A 24,751-nucleotide genomic window follows, 5' to 3' on the forward strand; every position below is an offset into this window, starting at 1 on the left:
GAAGTGTAACAGATTGGGCGTCGATGCCCTAGATTTCTACCCGGCTTAACTACCCCCAATGGGCTAGCGCGACTGCTGATTATATTCATCATCGCGTTGATAAGCTTCATCATTCGGCTGCTCCGGTACCGACCGCAGTCGATACTCTTCATCCTGGCTCACCGCTTGTTCAGCCAAATCCGGATTAATCTCGCGTTTAATTTCTACTCCTAAACCGCGAAACGCTTCTGCTTGCGCCAGCACATTTCCGCGACCTGAAGAGAGTTTTTTCATTGCCTGACGATAGTTGTCCTGTGCTTTGTCCAGACTTTGACCAATCGCGGACATATCATCGACAAACAAGCGCATTTTGTCGTACAACTTGCTGGCACGATCGGCTATTTTCTGAGCGTTGCGGCTTTGATGCTCATAGCGCCAGAGGTTGGCGATAGTGCGCAGCGCCACCAGCAGCGTGGTCGGGCTAACCAGCATAATATTGTTTTTCAACGCTTCGGTGATCAGCTCCGGCTGGCGGTCAAGCGCCAGTAAAAATGCGGGCTCAACAGGGATAAACATCAGCACGTAATCCAGCGTTCGTAGCCCCGGCAGCTGTTGATAATCTTTACGCCCCAGCAAGCGGATGTGGTTACGCAAAGACGCGATATGTTCCTGTAGCGCGCTTTCACGTGTGTAGTCATCTTCAGCGTTGAAATAACGTTCATAGGCAACCAGCGTCATTTTGGCGTCGATCACCACATCTTTGCCCTGCGGCAGCCGCACGATGACATCCGGCTGCATCCGCGAGCGGGCGTCATTTTCGATGCTGACCTGGGTTTCATATTCATACCCTTCACGCAGACCGGAAGCCTCCAGCACACGCGTCAATACTACCTCGCCCCAGTTGCCCTGGGTTTTATTGTCGCCTTTCAGCGCACGCGTCAGGTTGATCGCTTCCTGGGCCATTTGCGCGTTGAGCTGCTGGAGATTGCGTATTTCGTGAGTCAGGGTATGGCGTTCTTGTGCTTCTTTACCGAAACTGTCCTGAACCTGACGACGAAAACCGTCCAGTTGTTCACGTAGTGGCGACAACAGGCTGTTCAGACTCTGACGGTTTTGCTCATCAACCCGGCGATTGCTGTGCTCGAAAATACGGTTGGCGAGGTTTTCAAACTGCTCACTGAGGCGCTGTTCGCTGTTGATCATTTGGCGAATTTTATCGTCAGCATGTTGCTGTACGGCCTCCATTCGCGTGGTGACCTCACGCAGATCCGCCTCCAGCGAGGTGTTAATGCTTTGCAGACTGCGCACTTCATTATTGAGTAACTCGCACTCAGCACGCCAATGTTCGCTTTGGGTAATTTGTTGTTTTGCCGCACTTAACTCCGCGACCATCTCTTCACGTTCAGCGAATTGCTCGGCTTTTTGCTGCGCATGCTGATAACTGGCAATCAGCCAGCCAATCGCCACGCTCACCAACGCAATAACTGCGTAAACCATGATTGAGATATCCACAACGCCTCCAGCCTCATTACTTACCCGCACAAAATAGAATTGTGCTGTACAAACGTCCAGTTTGAAAGAAGTTTCCTGCGAGGCGCTACGCAAAACGATCCTTAATTTTTATTATTTTATCCCACAATATGAGACGTAGTTTATATTGTGGGATAAATCACCTTTTCCCCACGTCATTATGTGGAACACTTCAGCAATATCATCAGGAGAAACGTATGGCAGATACCTCTTCAACCACCGCTGGCGCACAAACGTTATTACGCGGGCTCGCGGTTCTTAATGCTGTTTATAACGGCTGCCATGACCTGAAAAGTATCGGCGAGTTCACCGGCACGACCCGGAGCACAACCCATCGTTTAGTCACCGTTCTGGTGGAACAACGCTACCTGCGCCACGTCCCAACGCAGGGCTACCAACTGGGCGCCAAACTGATCGAATTCGGTGCCAGAGCGCTGGAAAGCACCTCGCTGTACGAAGTTGCGCTGCCCGTTTTGCAACGCCTTGCCCGTTACACCCTGGACACCGTGCATCTGGGGATCGTTGAAGGCGACGAAGTGCTGTATCTGGAGAAGATCAACAGCCAGCGCGGGCTGGAAATGCGCTCACGCCCAGGCCATCGCATGCCACTGGCAATCACCGGCATCGGCAAGGCATTGATCCTCAACCGAACAGAAGAAGAGTGGCGCACGCTGTTTAAGACCTGTGGTGATGAAACAAAACTGGGCGCATTTATTCAGAACATGCGTCGTTATGCCGCGAGTGGTTTTGCTTTTGATCTGGAAGAGAACGAGCCGACTATCCGTTGCGTTGCAGCGCCGGTTTACAACGCCCGGGATGAAATTGTGGCGGCTATTTCTGTCGCCAGTACCACTACGTATATGTCACTGGCGCGTCTGGAAGAACTGGCACCTTACGTCAAATCCTGTGCAGAAGAGATATCCGCTGAACTGGGCTGGGGTAAGCACGTCCGCAAAAATAAATAAACCATGACTAAAGGAAACGGCTAATGTCGGGAAACACCTCATTTATTGCCCTGGACTGGGGAACGTCATCGCTTCGGGCATGGCGTTTTGGCGATTCACCAAATCCACAAGAAAAACGTGAATTCCCGTGGGGGATCATGAAATTACCCTCCCAGGCAGCAACACGTGAGGACGCTTTCCACGATACGTTTTTACGTGTCTGCGGCGACTGGCTGGCACAATCCCCATGCCCGGTTCTGGCTTGCGGCATGATCGGCAGTGCGCAAGGGTGGCAACCCGCAGCTTATTTACCTTGCCCGGTCACTCTCGAGGGTCTGGCAAAGCAGTTGACGCCTGTTATCCACCAGCAGCAGACAATGCTGCATATTATTCCTGGCGTGATTAAAGAAGGTGAAATGCCCGAAGTAATGCGTGGTGAAGAGACACAAATCTTCGGTGCTATCTCGATGGAACCGGCCCTGCAAAACGCGATCCGCCAGGGTATGCCTGTGCTGATTGGCTTACCTGGCACACATGCGAAATGGGCGGTAGTTGAAAACAACACCATTACCGATTTCCGAACCTTTATGACTGGCGAGTTATTTGATGTTTTATCCCGCCATTCGATTCTCGGTGCCACCATGCGTTCGGGAGATGAACCGCACTGGGATGCCTTCACCCATGGGCTGACAGCAGCACAAGAGCATCATCAGACCGGATTATTATCGACGCTGTTTTCGACCCGTTCGCGCCTGCTGACCAGTAATCTTACGCCGTCCTCACAGGGGGATTACCTTTCAGGATTACTGATAGGCCATGAATTATGCGGTCTGGCATCCAGTTTGCTACGTGATTTACCCGCCACAACACCGATCGCCTTAATCGGTAGCGCCACTCTGAACAGCCGCTATTCACAAGCATTCAGCCACGTTTTTCCCGACAGACAGCTACACGCCATTCCTAATGCCACTGAACAGGGGTTATGGCGAATCGCCCACGCTGCCGGGCTACTCTCCACCAACGCCAGGGAATGTACCCATGCCATTTAATACGCTTTTGCAAAAAACCGGGTTAGTCGCCATTTTACGCGGCGTGAAACCGGATGAGATTGTCGCCATCGGTGAAAAGCTGTATGCCGCTGGATTTCGCCTGATTGAGATTCCCATGAACTCGCCGGAGCCGTTGCAAAGTATCAGTTTACTGCGCGACGCCCTGCCTAAGGACTGCCTGGTCGGAGCCGGAACGGTGCTTTCGGTGGAGCAAGTCGTCGCGGTTAAAGAGGCTGGAGGCCAGATTATCGTGATGCCGCATTGCGATACTGCGGTGATCCGTCATGCCCGTGCGCTGGGTATGTATTGTGCGCCTGGCGTCGCTACGCCCACCGAAGCTTTTGCTGCCATTGAACATGGCGCCAATGCCATCAAGCTGTTCCCGGCTGAACAAATTACGCCTGAAGTCACCAAAGCCTGGCGTGCGGTTATTCCACAATCCGTTCCGATGTTACCGGTTGGCGGTATCACTCCAGACACAATGGCGCGTTATCTGAGCCACGGCGCAAACGGCTTTGGCCTCGGTTCTGCGCTATATCGCCCCGGCATGACGCCAGAGCAAGTCTATGAAAATGCAGTACTGTTTATGAACGCATGGAACAATTTAAATAGCAAATAACTGATAAATAAGGATATAAAAGCAATGATAAAACATCTTACCTTACCGAAAAAAATGGCTGCAATGGTACTTCTTGCCGGCGCTGCCCTCAGCACTGCGCCTGTGCAGGCGGCCTCCTGGCCAACCAAACAGATCGAGTTAGTCGTACCCTACGCGGCCGGAGGCGGTACGGACCTGGTTGCCCGAGCCTTTGCTGATGCCGCCAAAAACCATTTACCCGTCAGCATCGGGGTTATCAATAAACCTGGCGGTGGCGGCGCTATCGGCCTGAGTGAAATCGCCGCTGCCCGCCCTAACGGTTACAAAATGGGTTTAGGCACGGTTGAACTGACCACCCTTCCCAGTCTCGGAATGGTGCGTTTTAAAACCAGCGACTTTAAACCCATTGCCCGTCTGAATGCGGATCCTGCGGCTATCACCGTCCGTGCCGATGCACCGTGGAATAGCTATGAAGAATTTATGACTTACGCCAAAGCGAATCCCGGAAAAGTACGCATTGGTAACTCAGGCACCGGAGCAATCTGGCATCTGGCGGCAGCTGCACTGGAAGACAAAACGGGCGTGAAGTTTTCTCATGTCCCATATGACGGCGCAGCCCCTGCCATTACAGGCCTGTTAGGCGGGCATATTGAAGCGGTTTCCGTAAGCCCAGGTGAAGTTATCAATCATGTGAAAGGCGGCAAGCTGAAGACACTGGTAGTGATGGCGGATGAACGTATGAAAACCATGCCTGACGTCCCGACGTTAAAAGAGAAAGGCGTTGATCTCTCCATCGGCACCTGGCGCGGCCTGATTGTGTCGCAAAAAACGCCGCAGGATGTGGTGGATGTTCTGGCTAAGGCCGCAAAAGAGACGGCTGAAGAGCCTGCATTCCAGGATGCACTGCAAAAGTTGAATCTCAACTATGCATGGCTTGATGGTGCCAGCTTCCAGACCCAAATCAACGAGCAGGAAAAGTACTTTGACGAGCTGCTGACTCGGCTGGGCTTGAAAAAATAATCCCGAGGTACGGTCGATGAACACAAAACAGTCTGTTGCTCAACTCGCCGTACCGCACCGCAAGCGCCTTTCATCCACTGTGGTGGTGGCGCTGTTACTTTGTGTGGTTGCTGGCGCGGTGATAATTAATGCCGCTGATTTTCCAGCAACTGCCATTGAAACGGATCCCGGTGCAAGTGCCTTCCCTACTTTCTATGCCTGCGCTCTGATTGTGCTCGCTGTCTTACTGGTGATACGCGATCTTTTGCTGGCAAAACCAGTCCCTTGCGCCAACGCACAGGAAAAACCGGCATTCAGGAAAACGGCAACAGGAATTGCGGCAACCGCGTTTTATATTGTGGCGATGAGCTACTGCGGTTATCTCATTACTACTCCTGTTTTCCTCATCGTCATTATGACGTTGATGGGCTACAGGCGATGGGTACTCACACCGGGTATTGCGCTGCTGTTAACGGCAATCCTCTGGTTGCTGTTTGTCGAAGCGTTACAGGTGCCATTGCCTGTCGGCACATTTTTCGAATAACAGGGGCCTGCAATGTTTGAAAGTGTACTTTTAACTCAGGGGTTTTCGACATTACTCAGTAATCCTCAGGCGCTGCTGTTTGCCACGTTTGGAGTGATGCTGGGTATTATGATTGGCGCTCTGCCTGGCCTGACAGCGACCATGGGTGTGGCGATTTTGCTGCCTTTCACCTACGGCATGGAGCCTGTTTCTGGCTTGTTGATGATTTGCGGTGTCTTTTTTGGTGGTGTGTATGGTGGTTCTATCACCGCAATTTTGCTCAAAATTCCCGGTACGCCTGCCGCCGCTGCCACCGCCATTGACGGATATGAGCTGACGAAGCAGGGAAAAGCCGGGCTGGCGTTAAGTGCCGCCACGTTCTCTTCTTTTAGCGGTGGAACGCTCAGCATTATCGTATTGATGTTTCTCTCTCCGGTACTTGCCAGTTGGGCGTTGAAATTTAGTGCCTCGGAGTCCTTCGCCCTGGCAACCTTCGGGCTAAGTATTATTGCCAGTATTTCCGGTGAGTCACTGATTAAAGGGCTGATTGCCGGGGTTGGCGGATTACTGATCGCAACGATAGGCCTCGATCCGATGGGCGGTTTTCCACGCTTTACGGGCGGGTTTGTGGAACTGATGAATGTGCCATTTATCCCGGTGATGATTGGTCTGTTTGCTGCTTCAGAAGCATTCCGCTCTATGGAGCAAAACCAGCAAATTCGTCAGGGGGCGAAGGTGGCTATCGGCAGTCTGTTACTGCCCTGGCAAACACTACGCCGCATCGCATTAACCATTTTGCGCTCATCAGGATTAGGGGTTTTTATCGGCATGATCCCCGGTGCGGGGGCAGATATTGCAGCTTTTGTTGCCTATAACGAAACTCGTCGTTTCAGTAAGACACCAGAAAACTTTGGTAAGGGTGAGATTAAAGCGGTGGCCTCCTGTGAAGCAGGCGCAAATGGCTGCACAGGTGGCGCGTTGTTACCTATGCTGACGCTGGGGATTCCAGGCGATGCGGTAACTGCCATCATGCTGGGCGCGTTAACGTTACAGGGAATGCAACCAGGCCCGCTGATGTTTACCGACCACGGCGATATGGTTTATACGTTATTTGTCGGCATGATCTTCTGTTACTTCATGCTGCTAGTTCTTGGACTGCTCTCTTTGAAAGTCATCGGTAACGTGGTGAAGATCCCCGGCAATATTCTCACACCGATGATCCTCGCACTTTGTGTGGTCGGGACTTATGCGCTGAACAACAGCCTGTTTGATGTTGGCATTATGCTGATTGCAGGCGTGGTGGGCTATTTCATGCAGAAAGGAGGATATCCGGCATCACCCGTAGTGCTGGCATTGATTATGGGCCCGATGGCAGAAAGTAATTTTCGCCGTGCGCTGTCGCTTTCAGGGGGTTCACTGGACTTTCTGTATACCCGACCGATAACCCTGGCATTGCTGACACTGGCAGCCTTTACGCTACTGACGCCAATAATACGCAAAATTATGCGCTTACGGCGTCAGTAATTGATATCGCTCCCCGACGTTGGGGAGTATGAGACTGATGACAAACGCTAAATTGCCTGATGCGCTGCGCTTATCAGGCCTACCACAGAAATGCAATATATTGAATTTGCATGCTTTTGTAGGCCGGATAAGGCGATCACGCCGCATCCGGTATGAACAAAGGACACGTTAACAACAATCGGAATGCTCCCCTAAGCCAGGGAGCGTTTTTTATTTCAGCAGACGACGCGCCGCTTCCACCACGATTTTCACCGCATGGCTTTCGGTTTGTTTCATCGTCTCAGCATTCGGGATCTCTTGCTGGGTACGATTGACGATAACGCCCGCCACCATACCCGCACGCAGGCCCTGGCTTGCACACATGGTCAGCAGGGTTGCAGATTCCATTTCATAGTTCATTACGCCCATCGCCTGCCACTCTTCCATCGAACCTTTAAAGTGGCGCACAACACGACCAGAGTAAGTGTCGTAGCGTTCCTGGCCTGGGTAGAAGGTGTCGGAAGAAGCCGTCACGCCAACGTGAGTGGTTGCACCAATTGACTTCGCCGCTTCAACCAGCGCAGTCGTACATTCGAAATCAGCGACAGCCGGGAACTCCAGCGGAGCGAAGTGCAGGCTCGCGCCATCCAGACGAACAGACGCCGTGGTAACCAGGACATCACCCACATTAATATGCGGCTGGATAGCGCCCGTTGTACCGATACGCAGGAAGGTGCGAATGCCCAGCTGTGCCAGCTCTTCAACCGCAATAGAGGTAGACGGGCCGCCGATACCGGTAGAGCAGACGATAACAGGTTTACCATCCAGCTCTGCACGCCAGGTGGTGAATTCGCGGTGAGATGCCAGCTTAACCGGCTTATCCATCAGCGCGGCGATCTTTTCCACACGATCCGGGTCGCCAGGGACGATGGCAAGCGTAGCCCCTTGTAAATCGTTTTTAGTGAGGCCGAGATGAAAAACATCAGACTTGGACATATACAACTCCTCTGTGAATCGGTTTAGTCAGAAGAAGCAAAAAGACACTTTACCGAAGGGTTTAACATTTTTTCGTGACACTCATCACCTTGATGCAAATGCGTTGCATAAATTTACCCAGCAAAAGTGATGCGAATCACATAAATCACTCTTCATTCTGCATGACTGCATAAAAGATGAGCCGATTCAGGCAATGTGATTTGTTGCATGCTGACTATAGTTAACATTGCGCAACATTTTTATAAGGGTACGGAGAATACCATGGCAACAACACAACAATCTGGATTTGCACCTGCTGCATCACCTCTCGCTTCGACCATCGTTCAGACCCCGGATGACGCGATTGTAGCAGGCATCACCTCTATCCCTTCACAAGGGGATAACATGCCTGCTTACCATGCCAGACCAAAGCAGAGCGATGGCCTACTACCAGTGGTCATTGTAGTGCAGGAAATTTTTGGCGTGCATGAACATATCCGCGATATTTGTCGCCGTCTGGCGCTGGAGGGGTATCTGGCTATCGCACCTGAACTTTACTTCCGCGAAGGCGATCCGAATGATTTTGCCGATATCCCTACGCTGCTTAGCGGTCTGGTAGCAAAAGTGCCTGACTCGCAGGTGCTGGCCGATCTCGATCATGTCGCCAGTTGGGCGTCACGCAACGGCGGCGATGTTCATCGCTTAATGATCACCGGATTTTGCTGGGGTGGGCGCATCACCTGGCTGTATGCTGCGCATAATCCACAACTGAAAGCAGCGGTGGCATGGTACGGCAAGTTAACCGGCGATAAGTCGCTGAATTCACCGAAACAACCTGTTGATATCGCAACCGATCTTAACGCGCCAGTTCTCGGCTTATATGGCGGCCAGGATAACAGCATTCCACAGGAGAGCGTCGAAAACATGCGTCAGGCGCTGCGAGCAGCAAATGCGAAAGCAGAGATTATCGTCTACCCGGATGCTGGGCATGCATTTAATGCTGATTATCGCCCGAGCTATCATGCCGAGTCTGCGAAAGATGGCTGGCAGCGAATGCTGGAGTGGTTTAAGCGGTATGGTGGGAAACGGAATTAGTTTCCTCTTATTCTATATTTGAGATGGTGAGTGAACGAATGCGTTTTGCTGCCATCTCTGTCCCCCAAAAAATAATCAGTATGAATTGATTGGAGAGCACGACTCCGCTATTTGACCTTAAGAAAGTCGGCAAGTCATAGTCATAAATGAGTCTCTTCACTGGCAGACACCTTAAAGATTTACCATCAACTCCCATTCTCAAACAAACATTAATTATTATCAACACATTCACATTAATTATAAATTATCTCAGACCTTCCTGATAAAAAGATATTAAAGTGAAACATTTTGTTTTTCACATTTTAGTTCATCCCTTTTAGGCGTAAATAAAGGTAAAAAATAACAATACTATTTTTCTTTCACAAAAAAATTAACAAAAGGTTTTTCAAGGATGAGTGATATTATCTACCTGACCATAACCGGAGAACAACACGGATGTATTTCCTCTCGTTGTGGAACGAGCACATCAATAGGTAATCGCTGGCAGATTGGTCATGAAGATGAAATCTTCGCATTCTCGCTCTCTAATAGTATTACGAATACAGGAAAAGGGTCACATTTGCATGGCCTTAGTTTCTGTAAGTTGATTGACAAAAGCTCCCCGTTACTTATTAACGCTATTAACAATAACGAGCAGTTGTTCATGGAGTTTGACTTCTATCGGATCAATAGATTTGGTCGATGGGAGAAATATTACAACATTCAACTCCGCGGCGCGCTCTTATCAGCAATCAATCACCTGTTTACGGAGAACAATCTGGATACAGAAACCATCACTGTCAGTTATGAATATATACTCTCCAGGCATCTGATTGCTAATACTGAATTTAGTTATTTGGCATTTCCCGATAACTACAATCGTCTGTTTATACCACGGCCAAAAACTAAAGATGATAATGGCCTCAAAACACTCAATAGTAAAGCTGTTGGCAGACTGCTTGCTGCTGGCGGCATATACAATGGGAATATCGAAGGATTCAGGGAAACAGCAAACAAGTTGGGGGGAGATGCACCTGCTGGTTACAATCAAGTTATGGATAACAAAGGGTTACTCATCGCTGGTGCTTCAATAGTTGCTGGAGCAGTTCTGGGGAGAATGAGACTCCCTGATTTGGAATCACTTGAGCATTTCGGAGCCAGAGGAGCAGTATCAGGAAGACCATTTAATCCCGACCTTGCCGGTGGTCCAATAGAAAATCTGACGACAGATGGCGTAACAATCAACAGGGAAGGTATCGCTATTGTTGAAAAACACATAGCCAGATTTGGTCATGACCCTGTAAATGAAGTGATGATCAATAGACTGAAAGATATTGAGAAAGGAAAAATCCCCCCAGAACAAGTAGATCTTAACTTCTATACTCATGAATGTCGGGAATATCAGCGTTACTGTAATCTTGGTTGGGAAACAGGACAACCTGATGGTGACGCAGGCTATGCACTCTGGAATCATACGCATACTGCTACTCTAGAAGATTATAAACTTAAGGGAGAACTTAATGACTTATACCACCAGGATGCACTTGACTATGATAACTGAAACTGAAATTAACGTACTGAAAGTTATGGCTGAGAAAGATATAAACTGGAACTGGATGAATCTCGATCGCACACTATCTGTAAGGCAAATTCCAGGATTCGGTAATGTTGTTAACATTGTTAACAAATTAGCTAACGAGGGTTTGGTTATTATTGAGGATAGCGGACATAAGTCTATGCCTCACTACCACGTTACTGAAAAGGGATACAATCTCGTGAAAAGTGAGAATAAATAACGTAGCGTTGATTACTGAACAAATCGCTCAGGATTATATTTTGCGAAAAAAATGATTCGGTTATTTCTGTGTCTGAACGGCCGCAGATAGCAAAATGGCTTCCGGTGATGGAAGCCATCAGATTATTGGCAAAGTGCGTGTTGTTCATGCCGGATGCGGCGTGAACGCCTTATCTGGCCAACTAAATCTTGAAAATTCAATAAATTGAATAAATTATGTAGACTTGGTATCAGGCAGTTTTGCCTCTTTCATCGTACTGCAATTTACAGTGACTCGTTAATACTCATCACCCCCGACGCAAATTCTGCGCCGCCTGCACCATGTTCGCCAGCGCGGCGCGGGTTTCTGGCCAGCCGCGCGTTTTCAGACCACAGTCCGGGTTGACCCACAGACGCTCTGCCGGAATGCGTTTTGCCGCTTTCTTCAGCAGGGCTTCAATCCATTCCACGCTCGGTACGTTTGGCGAGTGAATGTCATAGACGCCAGGACCGATTTCATTTGGATAATCAAACTCTTCAAACGACTCCAGCAACTCCATGTCGGAACGCGAGGTTTCGATGGTGATGACGTCTGCGTCCAGCGCCGCAATCGAATCCATGATGTCGTTGAACTCGCAGTAACACATGTGAGTGTGGATTTGTGTGTCATCTTTCGCCACGGCGGCGTTGATACGGAAAGCCTCCACGCCCCACTGGAGATAGGCATCCCAGTCGCTGCGACGCAGCGGTAAACCTTCGCGCAGTGCCGGTTCATCAATCTGGATGATGCCAATTCCAGCGGCTTCCAGGTCCGCCACTTCATCACGCAGCGCCAGCGCAATTTGTTTGGCGATGGTTTCACGGCTGACATCTTCACGCGGGAACGACCAGCAGAGAATGGTCACCGGGCCAGTCAGCATCCCTTTCACCGGTTTATCAGTCAGCGATTGCGCATACTTCGCCCACTCCACGGTAATCGGTGCCGGGCGGCTAACGTCACCAATAACAATCGGTGGCTTCACGCAACGGGAACCATAGCTCTGTACCCAACCGTTTTGCGTAAAGACAAACCCGTCGAGGTGCTCGCCAAAGTATTCCACCATGTCATTACGCTCGGCCTCACCATGCACCAGCACATCCAGACCCAGACGTTCCTGCTCAACAATGGCCTGCTTGATATGTTCTGCAATGCCCGTACGATAGTTGTTGGCGTCGAGATTACCCTTTTTGAAATCCAGACGCAGGGTACGGATTTCTGTGGTTTGCGGGAAAGAGCCAATCGTGGTGGTCGGCCAGGCTGGCAGTTTAAAACGCGCACGCTGGGCTTCAGCACGCACTTCATAGACATTCGCACGCTGACTGTCCTGGGCGGTGATCGCCGCCAGACGCTTTTCTACCGCCGGATTATGTACACGAGTAGAGTGACGACGCGCCTGAATCGGTGCACTCCACTCTGCCAGAGCTGCCGTGTCACCACTGTTCAGCGCATCGCGCAGCAATGCCAGTTCATGGCATTTTTGCAGGGCGAAGGCAAACCAGCTTTTCACTTCTGCATCAAGACGCGTTTCCACGCTCAGGTCGATAGGGCTGTGCAGCAATGAGCAGGAAGATGCCACCCACAAATCGCGTTTGCCGACAATGTCCTTAATTTGCGCATATTTCTCGGTAAGATCGGCGCGCCAGACGTTACGACCATTGATAAGACCAGCAGATAGCAGCCAGTCAGAAGGCAGACGCTTGTGCAGTTCAGCAACGTCATCTTTACCATGTACGAGATCGACATGCAGACCCTGAACAGGCAGCGCAGTAATGGTGTCGAGATTTGGCGTTACGCCTTCAAAATAGGTAGTCAGCAGCAGTTTCACCTGGCCCTGGAGCGCGTCGTAAGCGGGTTTATAGGCGTCCAGCCACGCCTGCGGCAGTTCCAGTACCAGAGCCGGTTCGTCGATCTGTACCCACTCAATGCCACGTTTTGCCAGTTCTGCCAGCACTTGCTGATAAACCGGCAGAATGTCGTTTAGCAGGCTCAGGCGATCAAACTGTTCACCTTTCACTTTACCCAGCCACAGGTAGGTAACCGGCCCCAGCAGCACGGGCTTGACCTTGTGGCCCAGCGCCAGCGCCTCGTCCACTTCCTCCAGCAGCTGCGTCCAGGTCAGTTTGAACTGTTGGCCTTTAACGAACTCCGGCACCATGTAGTGATAGTTGGTGTTAAACCATTTGGTCATTTCCGCTGCCGCCGCAGGTTCGCCAGTCGGTGCACGTCCACGACCAATACGGAACAGGGTGTCGACATCTACCGAACCATCTTTGTTCTGGTGACGCGCCGGAACGTTACCCAGCAGCAGGCTGGTGGTCAGGACATGATCGTACCAGGCAAAATCGCCCACCGGCAGCAGGTCGATACCCGCTTGCTTTTGTTGATCCCAGTGACGAGCACGCAGTTCACGCCCTACCGCCAGCAGTTCTTCACGCGTGGAGTTCCCCGCCCAATAACTCTCTTGCGCTTTTTTCAGCTCGCGACGCAGGCCAACGCGAGGGAAACCGAGGGTGTGATTCAATATTGTCATTTTTCTTCCTCTAATTATATGTAAATCCTATGGATTTTGAATTTAGGGAAGGCGGCAAGTTTATTCATCCCCGGGAGCTTACTGAAGTAAGTGACCGGGGTGAAGAAACGCAGCCAACGCACCATAAATTTAAAAGACGAAGGATTTTAGCCGTCCAGATGTTTACACATCCATAATTGGCGGTTACTGTATATTCCTCAAGCGCAAATTATTCATGCCGAAGTGAAGGACTTTCATGATCGAAGTAAAACACCTGAAAACGCTACAAGCGTTGCGGAACTGCGGCTCACTCGCAGCCGCTGCGGCGACGTTGCATCAAACGCAATCCGCCCTGTCTCACCAGTTTAGCGATCTGGAACAACGCCTTGGCTTCCGGCTATTTGTGCGTAAAAGCCAGCCGCTTCGCTTTACACCGCAGGGAGAAATCCTGTTGCAACTGGCGAATCAGGTGCTGCCGCAAATCAGCCAGGCACTGCAAGCCTGCAATGAACCGCAGCAGACGCGCCTGCGCATTGCCATTGAGTGCCATAGCTGTATTCAGTGGCTGACGCCCGCGTTAGAAAATTTCCATAAGAACTGGCCGCAGGTAGAGATGGACTTTAAATCGGGCGTGACGTTTGACCCGCAGCCCGCGTTGCAGCAGGGTGAGCTGGATCTGGTGATGACCTCCGATATTCTGCCGCGCAGTGGCCTGCATTATTCGCCGATGTTCGATTATGAAGTGCGTCTGGTGTTAGCGCCTGACCATCCACTGGCGGCGAAAACGCGAATCACGCCGGAAGACCTCGCCAGCGAAACGCTGTTGATTTATCCGGTGCAGCGTAGCCGACTGGATGTCTGGCGGCATTTTCTTCAGCCCGCAGGCGTTAGCCCGTCACTGAAAAGCGTCGATAACACCTTGTTGTTGATTCAGATGGTTGCCGCGCGGATGGGCATCGCTGCGCTACCGCACTGGGTGGTGGAGAGTTTTGAACGCCAGGGTCTGGTGGTCACCAAAACCCTGGGCGAAGGCTTGTGGAGCCGACTGTACGCCGCCGTGCGCGATGGCGAGCAGCGTCAGCCGATTACAGAAGCGTTTATTCGCTCAGCGCGCAATCACGCCTGCGATCATCTGCCGTTTGTGAAGAGCGCGGAGCGACCCACTTACGATGCACCCACAGTGAGGCCAGGATCACCAGCGCGCCTGTAATAAACGTTGGCCAGTGCGGCTGTTGGTGCCAGATAGCCAGGTTAACCAACAGCCCTGCCGGAACGTGCATATTATTCATAATGCCCAGCGTTCCGGCGTCCACCTGAGTCGCGCCGTAGTTCCACATAAAGTAGCCAATCCCGGAGGCCACCACGCCAAGAAACACCAGAATGCCCCATTGCAGCGTGGTTTGCGGCATTTTCTGCGCATTTCCCAGCAAGAACCATGCAATCACCGCCACCAGGAACGCACCAAGATAGAACCACGCAAAGGCGTTATGCTGTGGCATCGGACGAGTTTCCATCAGGCGTTTGTAACCCACCATGCCGATGGCAAAAGTGATATTGGAGAGTTGCACCAGCAGCAGGCCAGTCCAGAAGTGGTCGGTGACCTGATCATAGCGAATAATTCCGGCACCAATCACCGCCAACAAGGCGCTAAAAGCATAGCCCCAGCGCAGACGGCGCTTACTCATGATGTCATAAATCAGCGTGATGTAGAGCGGAGTCAGTACGGTGAACAGCAACAGCTCGGAGACCGTCAGGTAGAGATAGGCGCGAAAACTCAGCATATACATCACGCCGAGCTGCATCGCGCCCACCAGCATATACAGGCCGACCGTTTTCAGGCTATTGCCACGGGTACGCAGAAACGGCAGAAAAACGAGTGCCGCCAGGCCAACGCGCACCAGCACCGCAAAATAGCTATCGACGTGCCCCGCAAGGTACTCGCCATAAAAGCTAAAGGAGAAGGCCCACAGAATCGTGGTGATGATAAGTAGCGCCACAATGGAAAACTCTTTGATTAACGAGTATCCATTGTAGCGAAGTATCAGGTTGACAACTGACCAAATAAAGAACGATTACGATAAATAGAGCTTACGCAGATAATGCGGCACTGCATCCTCGGCGTTAGTACCAATCACTTCCAGCTCCGGATGCAGATCTTTCAGACGCTGGTGCGCACTGCCCATAATGCAGCCTTTACCTGCCATCGACAGCATTTCGGCGTCGTTCATCCCGTCACCAAAGGCAATACAATCTTTCAGACTGTAGCCCAGTTTCTTCGCCACCGCTTCCAGGGCATGGCCTTTTGAAACGCCGCCCGCCATCACTTCCAGACAAGTTAGGGTAGAGAAACTGACATTGACGCGATCGCCCCAACGAGCGTTGATTGCCTGTTCCAGCGGCAGCAGTTGTTCATGAGAATCACAGGTGAAGAACACTTTGCTGACGCCTTCCGGCTCCAGTAATCCTGGCTCATACAGTGCATATTTAAACACCGCTTCTTTAAAAAAGCGCATCTCTTCCGGGCGGTGGCGATTCATAAACCATTCGTCGTCGCGATAAACGTTAGTAATGATGTCCGGGTTGTCGTTGACCACGCCAAACAGATCGCTGGCAATGTCGCGATCCAGGTTATGAGCAAAAATCAGATTGCCATCCAGATCGTGAACGCGCGCGCCATTGGAGGTAATCATGTAAGACTTAATCTCCAGATTATCGCGAATTTGCCCCACATCAACGTGGTGACGACCGGTCGCAAACACAAAGTTGATGCCGCGCGCGGTGAGCAGCTTCAGAGTTTCTTTGGCGTAAGGGGATAACGTATGGTCGGGAGAAAGTAACGTGCCATCTAAATCAGACGCAACAACCTGGTACATAAGAAATTTAAACCTCTGTAGAGCGGTTTCCGCTGGGTGAGTTATGCCTGTTGAAAAAATCAACAATGGCGTGGAGCGCGACTGAGCGCATTGCGTCCTTTTCAAAAAGGATCTCATGGTACGCACCTTTAATTACCAGCGGTCGTCCCCCTTCGACAGGATGGCCCGCAGCGGTGCGGAGTTCACAAAAACGGTCGTGCATGCGGTTATCCACCACGCGTTCCTCTTCAGCCTGCAAGAGAAGCGTTGGCGTGGCGTCATCACCCGCACCGGCTAACACCTGTTCGCCAGCCAGAATACTTTCGCGTACCCAATGGTAGGTCGGCCCACCGACGCGAATCGTTGGGTCATCAGCATAGAAGCGTAAGTTACGTCGATATCGCTGTCTGCTGTGGGTCAGTACGTTGATAGCAAACGGCAACGCGCGCCAGCGCCCGGTGCCTATTGCATAGCCATCACGGAAACGTGGATGCGCTTCGGCCCAGTTAAGGATCTGCCGCGCCATAAATGACGGCATACGAATCACGATCCCAAACATTGGCGCAGTTAGCGCAATGGCGTCACATACTCCTGGATGGCGTTGCAGAAATAACGTGGAGATCGCACCGCCCATCGAATGTGCCAGTATATAGCGCTTACGCCACGAACCGGGCTGGACCTCCTGTTGCCAGAATGCCGCCAGATCATCAACATAATCATTAAAGCGATTAACATGCCCAAGATGCGGATCGGCTAACAGGCGACCGGAACGTCCCTGCCCGCGATGGTCGATGATTAAGACATCAAACCCCAAATGGAACAGGTCGTAAGCCAGTTCCGCATATTTTACGTAGCTCTCAATACGCCCCGGGCAGATGACTATCACCCGGTCATGGTGCTGTGCGCGAAAACGGACAAAGCGCACCGGAATGTCATCTACACCAGTAAACTCTGCTTCATCACGCTGACGCCAGAAATCAGTCAGCGGTCCCATGGTAAAAGCAGCAAACGCGTTTTCTCTTGTTTCCCAGTCTTTTTGCTGCTGAAACATCGGGTAATCTGCCTCTTAAACCACGTAAAATCGTTTTTTTAAGCGTGCCTGACACAACGCTTCGACAGTAGCGTATTGTGGCACAAAAATAGACACACCGGGAGTTCATCATGACCTTAGAATGGTGGTTTGCCTACCTGCTAACATCAATCATTTTAAGCCTGTCGCCAGGCTCTGGTGCAATCAACACCATGACCACCTCGCTCAATCACGGTTATCGTGGTGCGATGGCGTCTATTGCCGGTTTGCAGACGGGGCTGGCAATACATATTGTGCTGGTTGGCGTGGGTTTAGGAACGCTATTTTCCCGCTCAGTGATTGCGTTTGAAGTGTTGAAGTGGGCAGGTGCAGCTTACCTGATATGGCTGGGAATACAGCAGTGGCGCGCCGCTGGCGCAATTGATCTTAAATCGTTGGCCTCAACCCAATCACGCCGACATTTGTTCCAGCGCGCAGTTTTTGTGAATCTCACCAATCCCAAAAGTATTGTGTTTCTGGCGGCGCTCTTTCCGCAATTCATCATGCCGCAGCAGCCGCAACTGATGCAGTATATCGTGCTCGGCGTCACCACTATTGTGGTCGATATTATTGTGATGATCGGTTACGCCACCCTCGCCCAACGGATCGCATTATGGATAAAAGGGCCAAAACAGATGAAGGCGCTGAATAAGATTTTCGGCTCGTTGTTTATGCTGGTAGGAGCGTTGTTGGCATCGGCGAGACATGCTTAAAACTGGAATAAAGCTCACGTAAATTAATGTGCCTCGAGAGATTGTTACATCCGCGCTCGAGGCATCTCGTAATAAGCGTAATCTGTTAATTTATTTACTATTTACTTCTCTTTGTTAGTGCCAGAATGCCGCCATATTTCACCCACGGATGATGAAAAATGACGGAAGCAACGACACCACATGACGCAATCTTTAAGGCTTTTTTATCCCGACCAGAAACGGCCCGTGACTTTATTGAAATTCATCTGCCGCCTTCTTTAGTTAAACTCTGCAATCTTGATACGCTCCATCTCGAGTCCAGCAGTTTTGTAGAGGAAAACCTGCGCCAGTATTACAACGACGTACTTTATTCAGTAGAGACGACGAAAGGGTGCGGATATATCTATGTGTTGATTGAGCATCAAAGTTCACCTGATGAAAATATGGCGTTCCGTATGCTTCGCTATGCTATTGCCACCATGCAGCGGCATCTTGAAGCGGGACATGATTATCTGCCTCTGGTGATCCCCATTCTTTTTTACCAGGGAAAGCGTAGCCCATATCCATGGTCAACAAACTGGCTCGATGGTTTTCCGGATCCGGACGTTGCACGCGATCTCTATTTCCATGCTTTTCCGCTGGTTGATATTACGCTAATTCCTGATGACGAAATCATGCAACACCGCAGCATGGCCGCCTTTACGCTGGTACAGAAGCATATCCGTCAACGGGATATGACAACGCTGTTAGATAAGTTATCCCGCTTAATGATTCTGGGGCAGATGAGCGGACAGCAAATACGCATGTTGATAAACTACATGGCGCTGGTAGGTGAAGCACAGGATGTACGAACATTAGTACATGGTCTGGCACAACGAGTGCCTCAACAAGGAGAGGAACTGATGACTTTAGCGGAAGAACTTCGGCGCGATGCCCTTCTCAATGTCGCAAAAGCAATGCTACAGCGTGGCTTTGATTTGCAGTTGATTATGGAAATGACCGGGCTTTCTCAGGAAGACCTTTATCAATTACAATCCTGATGTTATTCCCCCTGATAGTGTATCAGGGGGAAGTGCTTAACGCGAAATAATCAAATGAATACCAAATCCGGCAAATAACGCCCCGGCAAAACCATCAATCCACTTCGCCAGACGTTGATAACCACGGCGCATTTGCGGTAGAGCAAACAGGCTGGCAACCACCGTAAACCACGCCAGCGTTTCGACAATAATCAACGCGAAAATGCCCCAGCGCTCAGTGGTGCCGACGTTCTCACCAACAAACAATGAGAATACCGAACCAAAGTAGATAATCGCTTTCGGATTGGCGAGATTAGTCAGTAATCCTTTGAGGAAACTACGCCCGCTTTTCGCCAGCTCGACCTGTGGCGCAGGCGCAGAAACAGCCTCTTTTTTCAGCGCGCCACGCAGCATCTGGTAACCCATCCAGCAAAGATACAGGCCACCGCCCACCATAATCAGCGTATGCAGCCAGGCCATTTTTTCGATAATCAAATGCAGGCCAAGCAACGCGATCCCTGCCCAGACCATTACGCCGCAGGTAATGCCCAGCACGCCCATCATCGCCTCTTTACGCGAACGACTGACAGCGGTCTGAGAAACAAAGAAGAAATCGGGACCAGGGCTCATAAGCGCCACAATATGAACCATGGCAACGGTGAGGAATAACATCAACATACAATTGACTCGCGGAGAAATCGTTTACGGAGTCTTCATCCTGGCACTTTTTTATGCTGCTGACTACTCTTCGTCATCGCCATCGACATGCGCACGGATAAGTGCCATAAACGGTTTGCCAAAGCGTTCCAGCTTGCGCATCCCAACGCCGTTAACGCTGAGCATTTCGCTGGCGGTGATTGGCATCTGTTCCGCCATCTCAATCAAGGTCGCATCGTTAAACACCACGTACGGCGGGACATTGCTTTCATCGGCAATCGATTTACGCAGTTTGCGTAATTTGGCGAACAGTTTGCGATCGTAATTGCCACCGAAAGATTTCTGCATTGCTTTCGGTTTGAGCGCCACAATACGCGGCACGGCAAGTTGTAAAGAGGATTCGCCGCGCAACACCGGGCGTGCGGCTTCTGTCAGTTGTAATGCCGAATGCTGGGCGATGTTTTGCGTCACCAGACCGAGATGAATCAACTGGCGGATTACGCTCACCCAGTGCTCATGACTTTTATCGCGGCCCATGCCGTAGACTTTCAGTTTGTCATGACCATAGTCGCGGATTCGCTGGTTATTCGCACCGCGAATCACTTCCACTACATAGCCCATACCAAAACGCTGATTCACACGACCAATGGTGGAAAGCGCAATCTGCGCATCGGTTGAACCATCGTACTGTTTTGGCGGATCGAGACAGATATCGCAGTTCCCGCACGGCTCCTGCCGCCCTTCACCAAAGTAATTCAGCAGCACCAGACGACGACAGGTTTGCGCCTCAGCAAACGCGCCCATCGCATTGAGTTTATGGCGTTCGATATCCTGCAATTGCCCCTGCGGTTTTTCTTCCAGGCAACGGCGCAGCCACGCCATATCGGCCGGATCGTAAAACAGCATCGCTTCCGCGGGCAGGCCATCACGCCCGGCGCGACCGGTTTCCTGATAATAGGATTCGATATTGCGTGGAATATCAAAGTGAACCACGAAGCGGACGTTAGGCTTGTTGATGCCCATGCCGAACGCTACCGTCGCCACCACAATTTGCAGGTCATCGCGCTGGAATTTTTCCTGCACGTCCGCACGGACATCGTTTTCAAGCCCGGCGTGATAAGCCGCTGCGCTGATACCCTTGCTTTGCAGACGCGCGGCGGTGTCTTCTACTTTCGCACGACTATTACAGTAAATAATCCCCGACTTACCGCGTTGTTCCTGCACGTAGCGCATCAACTGATCGAGCGGTTTGAATTTCTCCATCAGCATGTAGCGAATGTTCGGGCGATCAAAACTGCTGATTTGAATCAGCGGATCGTTCAGCCCCAGCAGGCGCACGATATCCTGCCGCGTGGTGTCGTCGGCGGTGGCGGTTAGCGCCATAAACGGCAGAGTAGGAAAACGCTGACGCAGCTGACCGAGCGCGGCGTATTCCGGGCGGAAATCGTGCCCCCATTGGGAGATACAGTGCGCTTCATCAACGGCTAATAACACTGGATTCCAGTGCGCCAGATGCTCAAGGAAGTTATCCAGCATCAGGCGTTCCGGCGCGATATACAGCAGGCGGATTTGCCCGGTGCGGCAGCCTGTCATTACTTCAAGCTGCTGCTCGCGGGTTTGCGTCGAGTTAAGGCACGCCGCCGCCACGCCGTTGGCCTGTAGCTGATCCACCTGATCTTTCATCAACGAAATCAGTGGTGAAACAACCACGGTAAGACCGTTTAGCAGTAAGGCAGGAATTTGATAGCAAAGGGATTTTCCGCCACCAGTGGGCATGACGACCAGGCAATCGCGACCGGAAAGTACGGTGTCGATAATCTCTTCCTGGCCGGGGCGAAACTGTTGGTAGCCAAAGGTTTCTTGTAAAACCTGTTTAGCCCCGGACTCCAGATTCAACACTTCCGCCTGCGCCACATTAACCCCGATTGCCTGAAATAAAAACAGGCGCTATTTTCAGCGCCTGCGCGAGAAACTGCAATGCTTTTAGTCTCTGAGAGGGTAATCCTGGATGCTGGATTCCAGTTTTGCCTTTCAATCAACTCACATTAGAACAAGTCGTTCAGCATAACCCCCACACCCACACGGGTCTGGTTAAAGTTATAGTCGATGAGCGATTCGCCATAACCGCTGTAAACCTGGGTATAAAGGCGCACATGCCTGGTGATCGGGTAACTTAAGCCTAACTCCGCACCACCGTAACCGGTGTTCCAGTTGTACTGTCCTTTCGCACTCAGCACCGCATCACCCAGGTGATAGCCGATTTTAAGCTGGTAGTAACCCATATATTTGGTGATATCTGGGTTATCGTCAGTATTCCCCACCACATACCACGGCTTCACCTCTACCAGCCAGTTACCGTTTTCTGCCATCAGACGGGTATAAAGGCGGTTCCAGCTGCGGGAAGTCGGGTCTGAACGCCCGTTAGAGTCGTGGTTATAACCCATCTCCACATCGCGCAGCGTCCAGCCAGCAAAGCGGTAATCTGTGGCAAAACCAAGGAACAATTGCGGTTCGTAGTTGGTTTCACGAAACGGTGAAGACTCTTCGCTATTGGACAGTTGCCACCAGGATTTTTGCGTGTAAGAAGCTCCCAACACCGAATTTGGCCCCAATATTCCGCGCCACAGCGGAAATGCCAGGCTCAACTGGAATTTCACTTCATCCTTACGCGCGTTTTCCGCCCAGTCATAACTGGCGATCGCTTCTTTGTTCAGATCACTGGTTTGGGTGTAGATGAGGTAGTTGGTGTCATAAGGATAGAGCGTGAAAGGATTGTCATGCTCCTGCAGCATATTCGCAATAATACTGCCACGCACCGCAGGCGCGTCATGCACCTCTTTTACCGTTGCCTCTTGCGCATACACTGCCATTGGCAACATAAACACCGGCAACAACCAGCCCTGCAGAGTCCGCATCGGTCGTGTTCTCCGTAACGAATTATTGATTAGATGAATATTTTTCTGCGGGCTATTTTACATACTTAACTCCTTTGCCGTTAGTTATCCCTTCCTAAAGTAGAAACCAACAGAAAAGAAGCATAAAATCAACATTTCATTAACCAATGAAGTGTAAGGATGATATGTCTGCCGTACTGACCGCTGAACAAGCCCTGAAATTAGTGGGTGAGATGTTTGTTTATCACATGCCATTTAACCGCGCATTGGGGATGGAACTGGAGCGTTACGAAAAAGAGTTCGCACAGCTGGCCTTTAAAAATCAGCCAATGATGGTGGGTAACTGGGCGCAAAGCATTTTGCACGGCGGGGTCATTGCGTCGGCGCTGGATGTCGCCGCAGGTCTGGTGTGCGTGGGAAGTACCTTAACCCGCCACGAAACCATCAGTGAAGATGAACTGCGCCAGCGGCTATCGCGGATGGGGACCATTGATCTTCGCGTCGATTATCTGCGCCCAGGCAGGGGTGAGCGTTTTACTGCTACCAGTAGTCTGTTGCGTGCGGGCAATAAAGTCGCCGTCGCCCGCGTTGAATTACACAATGAAGAACAGCTTTATATAGCCAGTGCCACCGCCACCTATATGGTAGGTTGATAACGTAAAAGCAGGTAAACTGCTTTTACCAATAAAAAATGAGTTTTGCCAATGGACACCAAACAAACGCGGCAGGGCGTATTACTCGCTCTTGCCGCTTATTTTATTTGGGGTATTGCGCCAGCGTACTTCAAGCTGATTTACTACGTGCCCGCCGATGAGATCCTGACGCATCGCGTGATCTGGTCATTTTTCTTTATGGTGGTGCTGATGAGCATTTGCCGCCAGTGGTCCTATTTAAAAACGCTGATTCAGACACCAAAGAAAATCTTCATGCTGGCAGTCTCTGCCGTGCTGATTGGTGGCAACTGGCTACTGTTTATCTGGGCGGTGAACAATCACCATATGCTGGAAGCGAGCCTTGGTTACTTTATTAACCCGCTGGTGAACATTGTGCTGGGGATGATTTTCCTCGGCGAGCGATTCCGCCGGATGCAATGGCTGGCGGTGATTCTGGCGATATGTGGTGTATTGGTCCAGCTCTGGACTTTTGGTTCGCTGCCAATCATCGCGCTGGGGCTGGCGTTTAGTTTTGCCTTCTACGGCCTGGTACGCAAGAAAATTGCCGTTGAAGCGCAAACCGGCATGTTAATCGAAACCATGTGGCTGCTGCCCGTGGCGGCGATTTACCTGTTTGCTATTGCCGACAGCTCAACCAGCCATATGGGGCAAAACCCGATGTCGCTGAATTTACTGCTGATCGCCGCCGGTATTGTCACCACCGTGCCACTGTTATGTTTTACCGCAGCAGCTACACGCTTACGACTCTCAACATTAGGCTTTTTCCAGTACATTGGGCCGACGCTAATGTTCCTGTTGGCAGTGACGTTTTATGGTGAAAAACCGGGAGCCGATAAGATGGTGACTTTCGCCTTTATTTGGGTAGCGCTGGCAATTTTTGTGATGGATGCGATTTATACGCAGCGTAGAACGTCCAAATAAAAAATAAATATATTCTGAAAAAATATGCCTGCTCTTGCATGAGAGTGGGCATATTGTCATGCTGACAGGAGACTCACACAAGGATGTAAAATTTATGTTGCGTATATTTATCCCAACATCTAACGGTAAGATTTCCAGACGTCGTTATATATTTTCATTTATTTTAATAAATTTCATTTTTGCCTTTCTTATTATCTTTTTTAACGATGGGGACGCAGGTTTTCTTGTTATTGTCTCTACCATCGCACTCCATTATCTCGTCATCAACATGAATTGCCAACGACTCCGTGATAGTGGTTTCATATATATAAAAACTTATGTTTTTGGTACATTAGCAGTATATATCATCTCTATCATCACAATGATAGCCGAACATTTTGATTGTTCAGGCAATGGTTCGATGATTTTTTTGATTTGTTATTTTTCTACTTTCAGTATGCTAATGCTTGCACCTACTGATTCATCAAAACAATAGT

Annotated in this window: 24 protein-coding genes; 15 read left to right on the plus strand and 9 right to left on the minus strand. The window is 50.6% G+C overall.

Annotated features, from left to right (window positions below; translation table 11 throughout):
• Window positions 1-63 precede the first annotated feature (63 nt).
• On the minus strand, window positions 64-1,491 hold the full coding sequence (gene rmuC, locus AACU19_RS06790) for a DNA recombination protein RmuC (RefSeq protein WP_105278840.1): 1,428 nt from the start codon (window positions 1,489-1,491) through the stop codon (window positions 64-66).
• Between the two features lie 215 nt (window positions 1,492-1,706).
• Here rmuC and AACU19_RS06795 point away from each other — a divergent pair, with 215 nt between their 5' ends.
• From AACU19_RS06795 to AACU19_RS06820, 6 genes are read left to right on the plus strand one after another with little or no spacing between them, the layout of a single operon-like run.
• The gene (locus tag AACU19_RS06795) at window positions 1,707-2,474 is read left to right on the plus strand and encodes an IclR family transcriptional regulator (protein ID WP_105277611.1); all 768 of its coding nucleotides are present in this window, start codon (window positions 1,707-1,709) and stop codon (window positions 2,472-2,474) included.
• Between the two features lie 23 nt (window positions 2,475-2,497).
• Window positions 2,498-3,502 (plus strand): 2-dehydro-3-deoxygalactonokinase, encoded by a 1,005-nt coding sequence (locus AACU19_RS06800; protein WP_105278841.1) that lies wholly within the window; start codon window positions 2,498-2,500, stop codon window positions 3,500-3,502.
• Entirely contained in the window at window positions 3,492-4,121 is a 630-nt protein-coding gene (locus tag AACU19_RS06805) for a 2-dehydro-3-deoxy-6-phosphogalactonate aldolase (RefSeq protein ID WP_105278842.1), read from the plus strand. Before AACU19_RS06800 ends, AACU19_RS06805 begins: the two co-directional genes overlap by 11 nt.
• Before the next feature lie 24 nt (window positions 4,122-4,145).
• A complete protein-coding gene (locus AACU19_RS06810) occupies window positions 4,146-5,120 on the plus strand; it encodes a Bug family tripartite tricarboxylate transporter substrate binding protein (RefSeq protein WP_000589812.1) in 975 nt (324 codons plus the stop codon).
• Window positions 5,121-5,136: 16 nt separating this feature from the next.
• The gene (locus tag AACU19_RS06815) at window positions 5,137-5,643 is read left to right on the plus strand and encodes a tripartite tricarboxylate transporter TctB family protein (RefSeq protein WP_105278843.1); all 507 of its coding nucleotides are present in this window, start codon (window positions 5,137-5,139) and stop codon (window positions 5,641-5,643) included.
• 12 nt (window positions 5,644-5,655) lie between these two features.
• Window positions 5,656-7,146 (plus strand): tripartite tricarboxylate transporter permease, encoded by a 1,491-nt coding sequence (locus tag AACU19_RS06820; protein ID WP_105278844.1) that lies wholly within the window; start codon window positions 5,656-5,658, stop codon window positions 7,144-7,146.
• 210 nt (window positions 7,147-7,356) lie between these two features.
• On the opposite strand, the gene udp is transcribed toward AACU19_RS06820, so the two are convergent.
• Complete coding sequence (gene udp / locus AACU19_RS06825; protein ID WP_000045178.1) at window positions 7,357-8,121, minus strand: uridine phosphorylase; 765 nt, start codon at window positions 8,119-8,121, stop codon at window positions 7,357-7,359.
• A 261-nt stretch (window positions 8,122-8,382) separates the two neighbouring features.
• Here udp and AACU19_RS06830 point away from each other — a divergent pair, with 261 nt between their 5' ends.
• The 3 genes from AACU19_RS06830 to AACU19_RS06840 all read left to right on the plus strand — a co-directional run bounded on the left by AACU19_RS06830 (window position 8,383) and on the right by AACU19_RS06840 (window position 10,970).
• Window positions 8,383-9,195 carry a dienelactone hydrolase family protein gene (locus AACU19_RS06830; protein WP_105278845.1) on the plus strand — a complete coding sequence of 271 codons (813 nt, stop codon included), beginning with the start codon at window positions 8,383-8,385 and terminating at the stop codon, window positions 9,193-9,195.
• Window positions 9,196-9,586: 391 nt separating this feature from the next.
• Complete coding sequence (tssD, locus tag AACU19_RS06835) at window positions 9,587-10,735, plus strand: type VI secretion system tube protein TssD (protein ID WP_105278846.1); 1,149 nt, start codon at window positions 9,587-9,589, stop codon at window positions 10,733-10,735.
• Complete coding sequence (locus AACU19_RS06840; protein ID WP_105278847.1) at window positions 10,725-10,970, plus strand: MarR family transcriptional regulator; 246 nt, start codon at window positions 10,725-10,727, stop codon at window positions 10,968-10,970. Before tssD ends, AACU19_RS06840 begins: the two co-directional genes overlap by 11 nt.
• 286 nt (window positions 10,971-11,256) lie before the next feature.
• Here the strand turns inward: AACU19_RS06840 and metE are convergent, their stop codons facing one another.
• Window positions 11,257-13,518, minus strand: a complete 2,262-nt coding sequence (gene metE, locus AACU19_RS06845) for a 5-methyltetrahydropteroyltriglutamate--homocysteine S-methyltransferase (protein WP_105278848.1) — start codon at window positions 13,516-13,518, stop codon at window positions 11,257-11,259.
• Between the two features lie 235 nt (window positions 13,519-13,753).
• Between metE and metR the strand changes: the two genes are divergently transcribed.
• Complete coding sequence (gene metR, locus AACU19_RS06850) at window positions 13,754-14,707, plus strand: HTH-type transcriptional regulator MetR (protein ID WP_000573618.1); 954 nt, start codon at window positions 13,754-13,756, stop codon at window positions 14,705-14,707.
• Here metR and bioP read toward each other — a convergent pair.
• From bioP to pldB, 3 genes are all read right to left on the minus strand, one after another.
• A complete protein-coding gene (gene bioP, locus AACU19_RS06855; RefSeq protein ID WP_001196238.1) occupies window positions 14,595-15,494 on the minus strand; it encodes a biotin transporter in 900 nt (299 codons plus the stop codon). The two genes, metR and bioP, sit on opposite strands and share 113 nt — an antisense overlap.
• A gap of 75 nt (window positions 15,495-15,569) precedes the next feature.
• Window positions 15,570-16,370, minus strand: a complete 801-nt coding sequence (gene yigL / locus AACU19_RS06860) for a sugar/pyridoxal phosphate phosphatase YigL (RefSeq protein ID WP_000285353.1) — start codon at window positions 16,368-16,370, stop codon at window positions 15,570-15,572.
• A gap of 7 nt (window positions 16,371-16,377) precedes the next feature.
• The gene (gene pldB / locus AACU19_RS06865; RefSeq protein ID WP_000487646.1) at window positions 16,378-17,400 is read right to left on the minus strand and encodes a lysophospholipase L2; all 1,023 of its coding nucleotides are present in this window, start codon (window positions 17,398-17,400) and stop codon (window positions 16,378-16,380) included.
• 110 nt (window positions 17,401-17,510) lie between these two features.
• Between pldB and rhtB the strand changes: the two genes are divergently transcribed.
• Window positions 17,511-18,131 (plus strand): homoserine/homoserine lactone efflux protein, encoded by a 621-nt coding sequence (rhtB, locus tag AACU19_RS06870; protein ID WP_000171696.1) that lies wholly within the window; start codon window positions 17,511-17,513, stop codon window positions 18,129-18,131.
• Window positions 18,132-18,289: 158 nt separating this feature from the next.
• Entirely contained in the window at window positions 18,290-19,150 is an 861-nt protein-coding gene (locus AACU19_RS06875) for an Rpn family recombination-promoting nuclease/putative transposase (protein ID WP_000133650.1), read from the plus strand.
• Between the two features lie 36 nt (window positions 19,151-19,186).
• Here the strand turns inward: AACU19_RS06875 and rhtC are convergent, their stop codons facing one another.
• The 3 genes from rhtC to pldA form a co-directional block, all read right to left on the minus strand.
• Window positions 19,187-19,807 carry a threonine export protein RhtC gene (gene rhtC, locus AACU19_RS06880; protein ID WP_000928831.1) on the minus strand — a complete coding sequence of 207 codons (621 nt, stop codon included), beginning with the start codon at window positions 19,805-19,807 and terminating at the stop codon, window positions 19,187-19,189.
• Between the two features lie 63 nt (window positions 19,808-19,870).
• Window positions 19,871-21,700, minus strand: coding sequence for an ATP-dependent DNA helicase RecQ (gene recQ / locus AACU19_RS06885; RefSeq protein ID WP_000035580.1), 1,830 nt, complete (start codon window positions 21,698-21,700; stop codon window positions 19,871-19,873).
• A 131-nt stretch (window positions 21,701-21,831) separates the two neighbouring features.
• Window positions 21,832-22,701 (minus strand): phospholipase A, encoded by an 870-nt coding sequence (gene pldA / locus AACU19_RS06890; RefSeq protein WP_001259701.1) that lies wholly within the window; start codon window positions 22,699-22,701, stop codon window positions 21,832-21,834.
• A gap of 164 nt (window positions 22,702-22,865) precedes the next feature.
• Here pldA and yigI point away from each other — a divergent pair, with 164 nt between their 5' ends.
• The 3 genes from yigI to yigG all read left to right on the plus strand — a co-directional run bounded on the left by yigI (window position 22,866) and on the right by yigG (window position 24,750).
• Window positions 22,866-23,333 carry an acyl-CoA thioesterase YigI gene (gene yigI / locus AACU19_RS06895; protein WP_001277142.1) on the plus strand — a complete coding sequence of 156 codons (468 nt, stop codon included), beginning with the start codon at window positions 22,866-22,868 and terminating at the stop codon, window positions 23,331-23,333.
• Between the two features lie 51 nt (window positions 23,334-23,384).
• Window positions 23,385-24,275, plus strand: coding sequence for an EamA family transporter RarD (gene rarD / locus AACU19_RS06900; RefSeq protein WP_000379995.1), 891 nt, complete (start codon window positions 23,385-23,387; stop codon window positions 24,273-24,275).
• 94 nt (window positions 24,276-24,369) lie between these two features.
• Window positions 24,370-24,750, plus strand: a complete 381-nt coding sequence (gene yigG / locus AACU19_RS06905; protein WP_021521448.1) for a protein YigG — start codon at window positions 24,370-24,372, stop codon at window positions 24,748-24,750.
• Window position 24,751: the final 1 nt, after the last annotated feature.

It is taken from the genome of Escherichia sp. MOD1-EC4550 (genome assembly GCF_963876935.1).
Taxonomy (GTDB): domain Bacteria; phylum Pseudomonadota; class Gammaproteobacteria; order Enterobacterales; family Enterobacteriaceae; genus Escherichia; species Escherichia coli_F.

What these genes read in the sequence shown, in the direction of transcription:
- pldB (WP_000487646.1), bottom strand. Translation starts at nt 17,400, where the DNA reads ATGTTTCAGCAGCAAAAAGACTGGGAAACAAGAGAAAACGCGTTTGCT.
- rhtC (WP_000928831.1), bottom strand. Translation starts at nt 19,807, where the DNA reads ATGTTGATGTTATTCCTCACCGTTGCCATGGTTCATATTGTGGCGCTT.
- AACU19_RS06800 (WP_105278841.1), top strand. Translation starts at nt 2,498, where the DNA reads ATGTCGGGAAACACCTCATTTATTGCCCTGGACTGGGGAACGTCATCG.
- yigL (WP_000285353.1), bottom strand. Translation starts at nt 16,370, where the DNA reads ATGTACCAGGTTGTTGCGTCTGATTTAGATGGCACGTTACTTTCTCCC.
- AACU19_RS06795 (WP_105277611.1), top strand. Translation starts at nt 1,707, where the DNA reads ATGGCAGATACCTCTTCAACCACCGCTGGCGCACAAACGTTATTACGC.
- rarD (WP_000379995.1), top strand. Translation starts at nt 23,385, where the DNA reads ATGGACACCAAACAAACGCGGCAGGGCGTATTACTCGCTCTTGCCGCT.
- yigI (WP_001277142.1), top strand. Translation starts at nt 22,866, where the DNA reads ATGTCTGCCGTACTGACCGCTGAACAAGCCCTGAAATTAGTGGGTGAG.
- tssD (WP_105278846.1), top strand. Translation starts at nt 9,587, where the DNA reads ATGAGTGATATTATCTACCTGACCATAACCGGAGAACAACACGGATGT.
- AACU19_RS06820 (WP_105278844.1), top strand. Translation starts at nt 5,656, where the DNA reads ATGTTTGAAAGTGTACTTTTAACTCAGGGGTTTTCGACATTACTCAGT.
- pldA (WP_001259701.1), bottom strand. Translation starts at nt 22,701, where the DNA reads ATGCGGACTCTGCAGGGCTGGTTGTTGCCGGTGTTTATGTTGCCAATG.
- AACU19_RS06875 (WP_000133650.1), top strand. Translation starts at nt 18,290, where the DNA reads ATGACGGAAGCAACGACACCACATGACGCAATCTTTAAGGCTTTTTTA.
- AACU19_RS06810 (WP_000589812.1), top strand. Translation starts at nt 4,146, where the DNA reads ATGATAAAACATCTTACCTTACCGAAAAAAATGGCTGCAATGGTACTT.
- yigG (WP_021521448.1), top strand. Translation starts at nt 24,370, where the DNA reads ATGTTGCGTATATTTATCCCAACATCTAACGGTAAGATTTCCAGACGT.
- rhtB (WP_000171696.1), top strand. Translation starts at nt 17,511, where the DNA reads ATGACCTTAGAATGGTGGTTTGCCTACCTGCTAACATCAATCATTTTA.
- AACU19_RS06805 (WP_105278842.1), top strand. Translation starts at nt 3,492, where the DNA reads ATGCCATTTAATACGCTTTTGCAAAAAACCGGGTTAGTCGCCATTTTA.
- metE (WP_105278848.1), bottom strand. Translation starts at nt 13,518, where the DNA reads ATGACAATATTGAATCACACCCTCGGTTTCCCTCGCGTTGGCCTGCGT.
- metR (WP_000573618.1), top strand. Translation starts at nt 13,754, where the DNA reads ATGATCGAAGTAAAACACCTGAAAACGCTACAAGCGTTGCGGAACTGC.
- AACU19_RS06830 (WP_105278845.1), top strand. Translation starts at nt 8,383, where the DNA reads ATGGCAACAACACAACAATCTGGATTTGCACCTGCTGCATCACCTCTC.
- AACU19_RS06815 (WP_105278843.1), top strand. Translation starts at nt 5,137, where the DNA reads ATGAACACAAAACAGTCTGTTGCTCAACTCGCCGTACCGCACCGCAAG.
- udp (WP_000045178.1), bottom strand. Translation starts at nt 8,121, where the DNA reads ATGTCCAAGTCTGATGTTTTTCATCTCGGCCTCACTAAAAACGATTTA.
- AACU19_RS06840 (WP_105278847.1), top strand. Translation starts at nt 10,725, where the DNA reads ATGATAACTGAAACTGAAATTAACGTACTGAAAGTTATGGCTGAGAAA.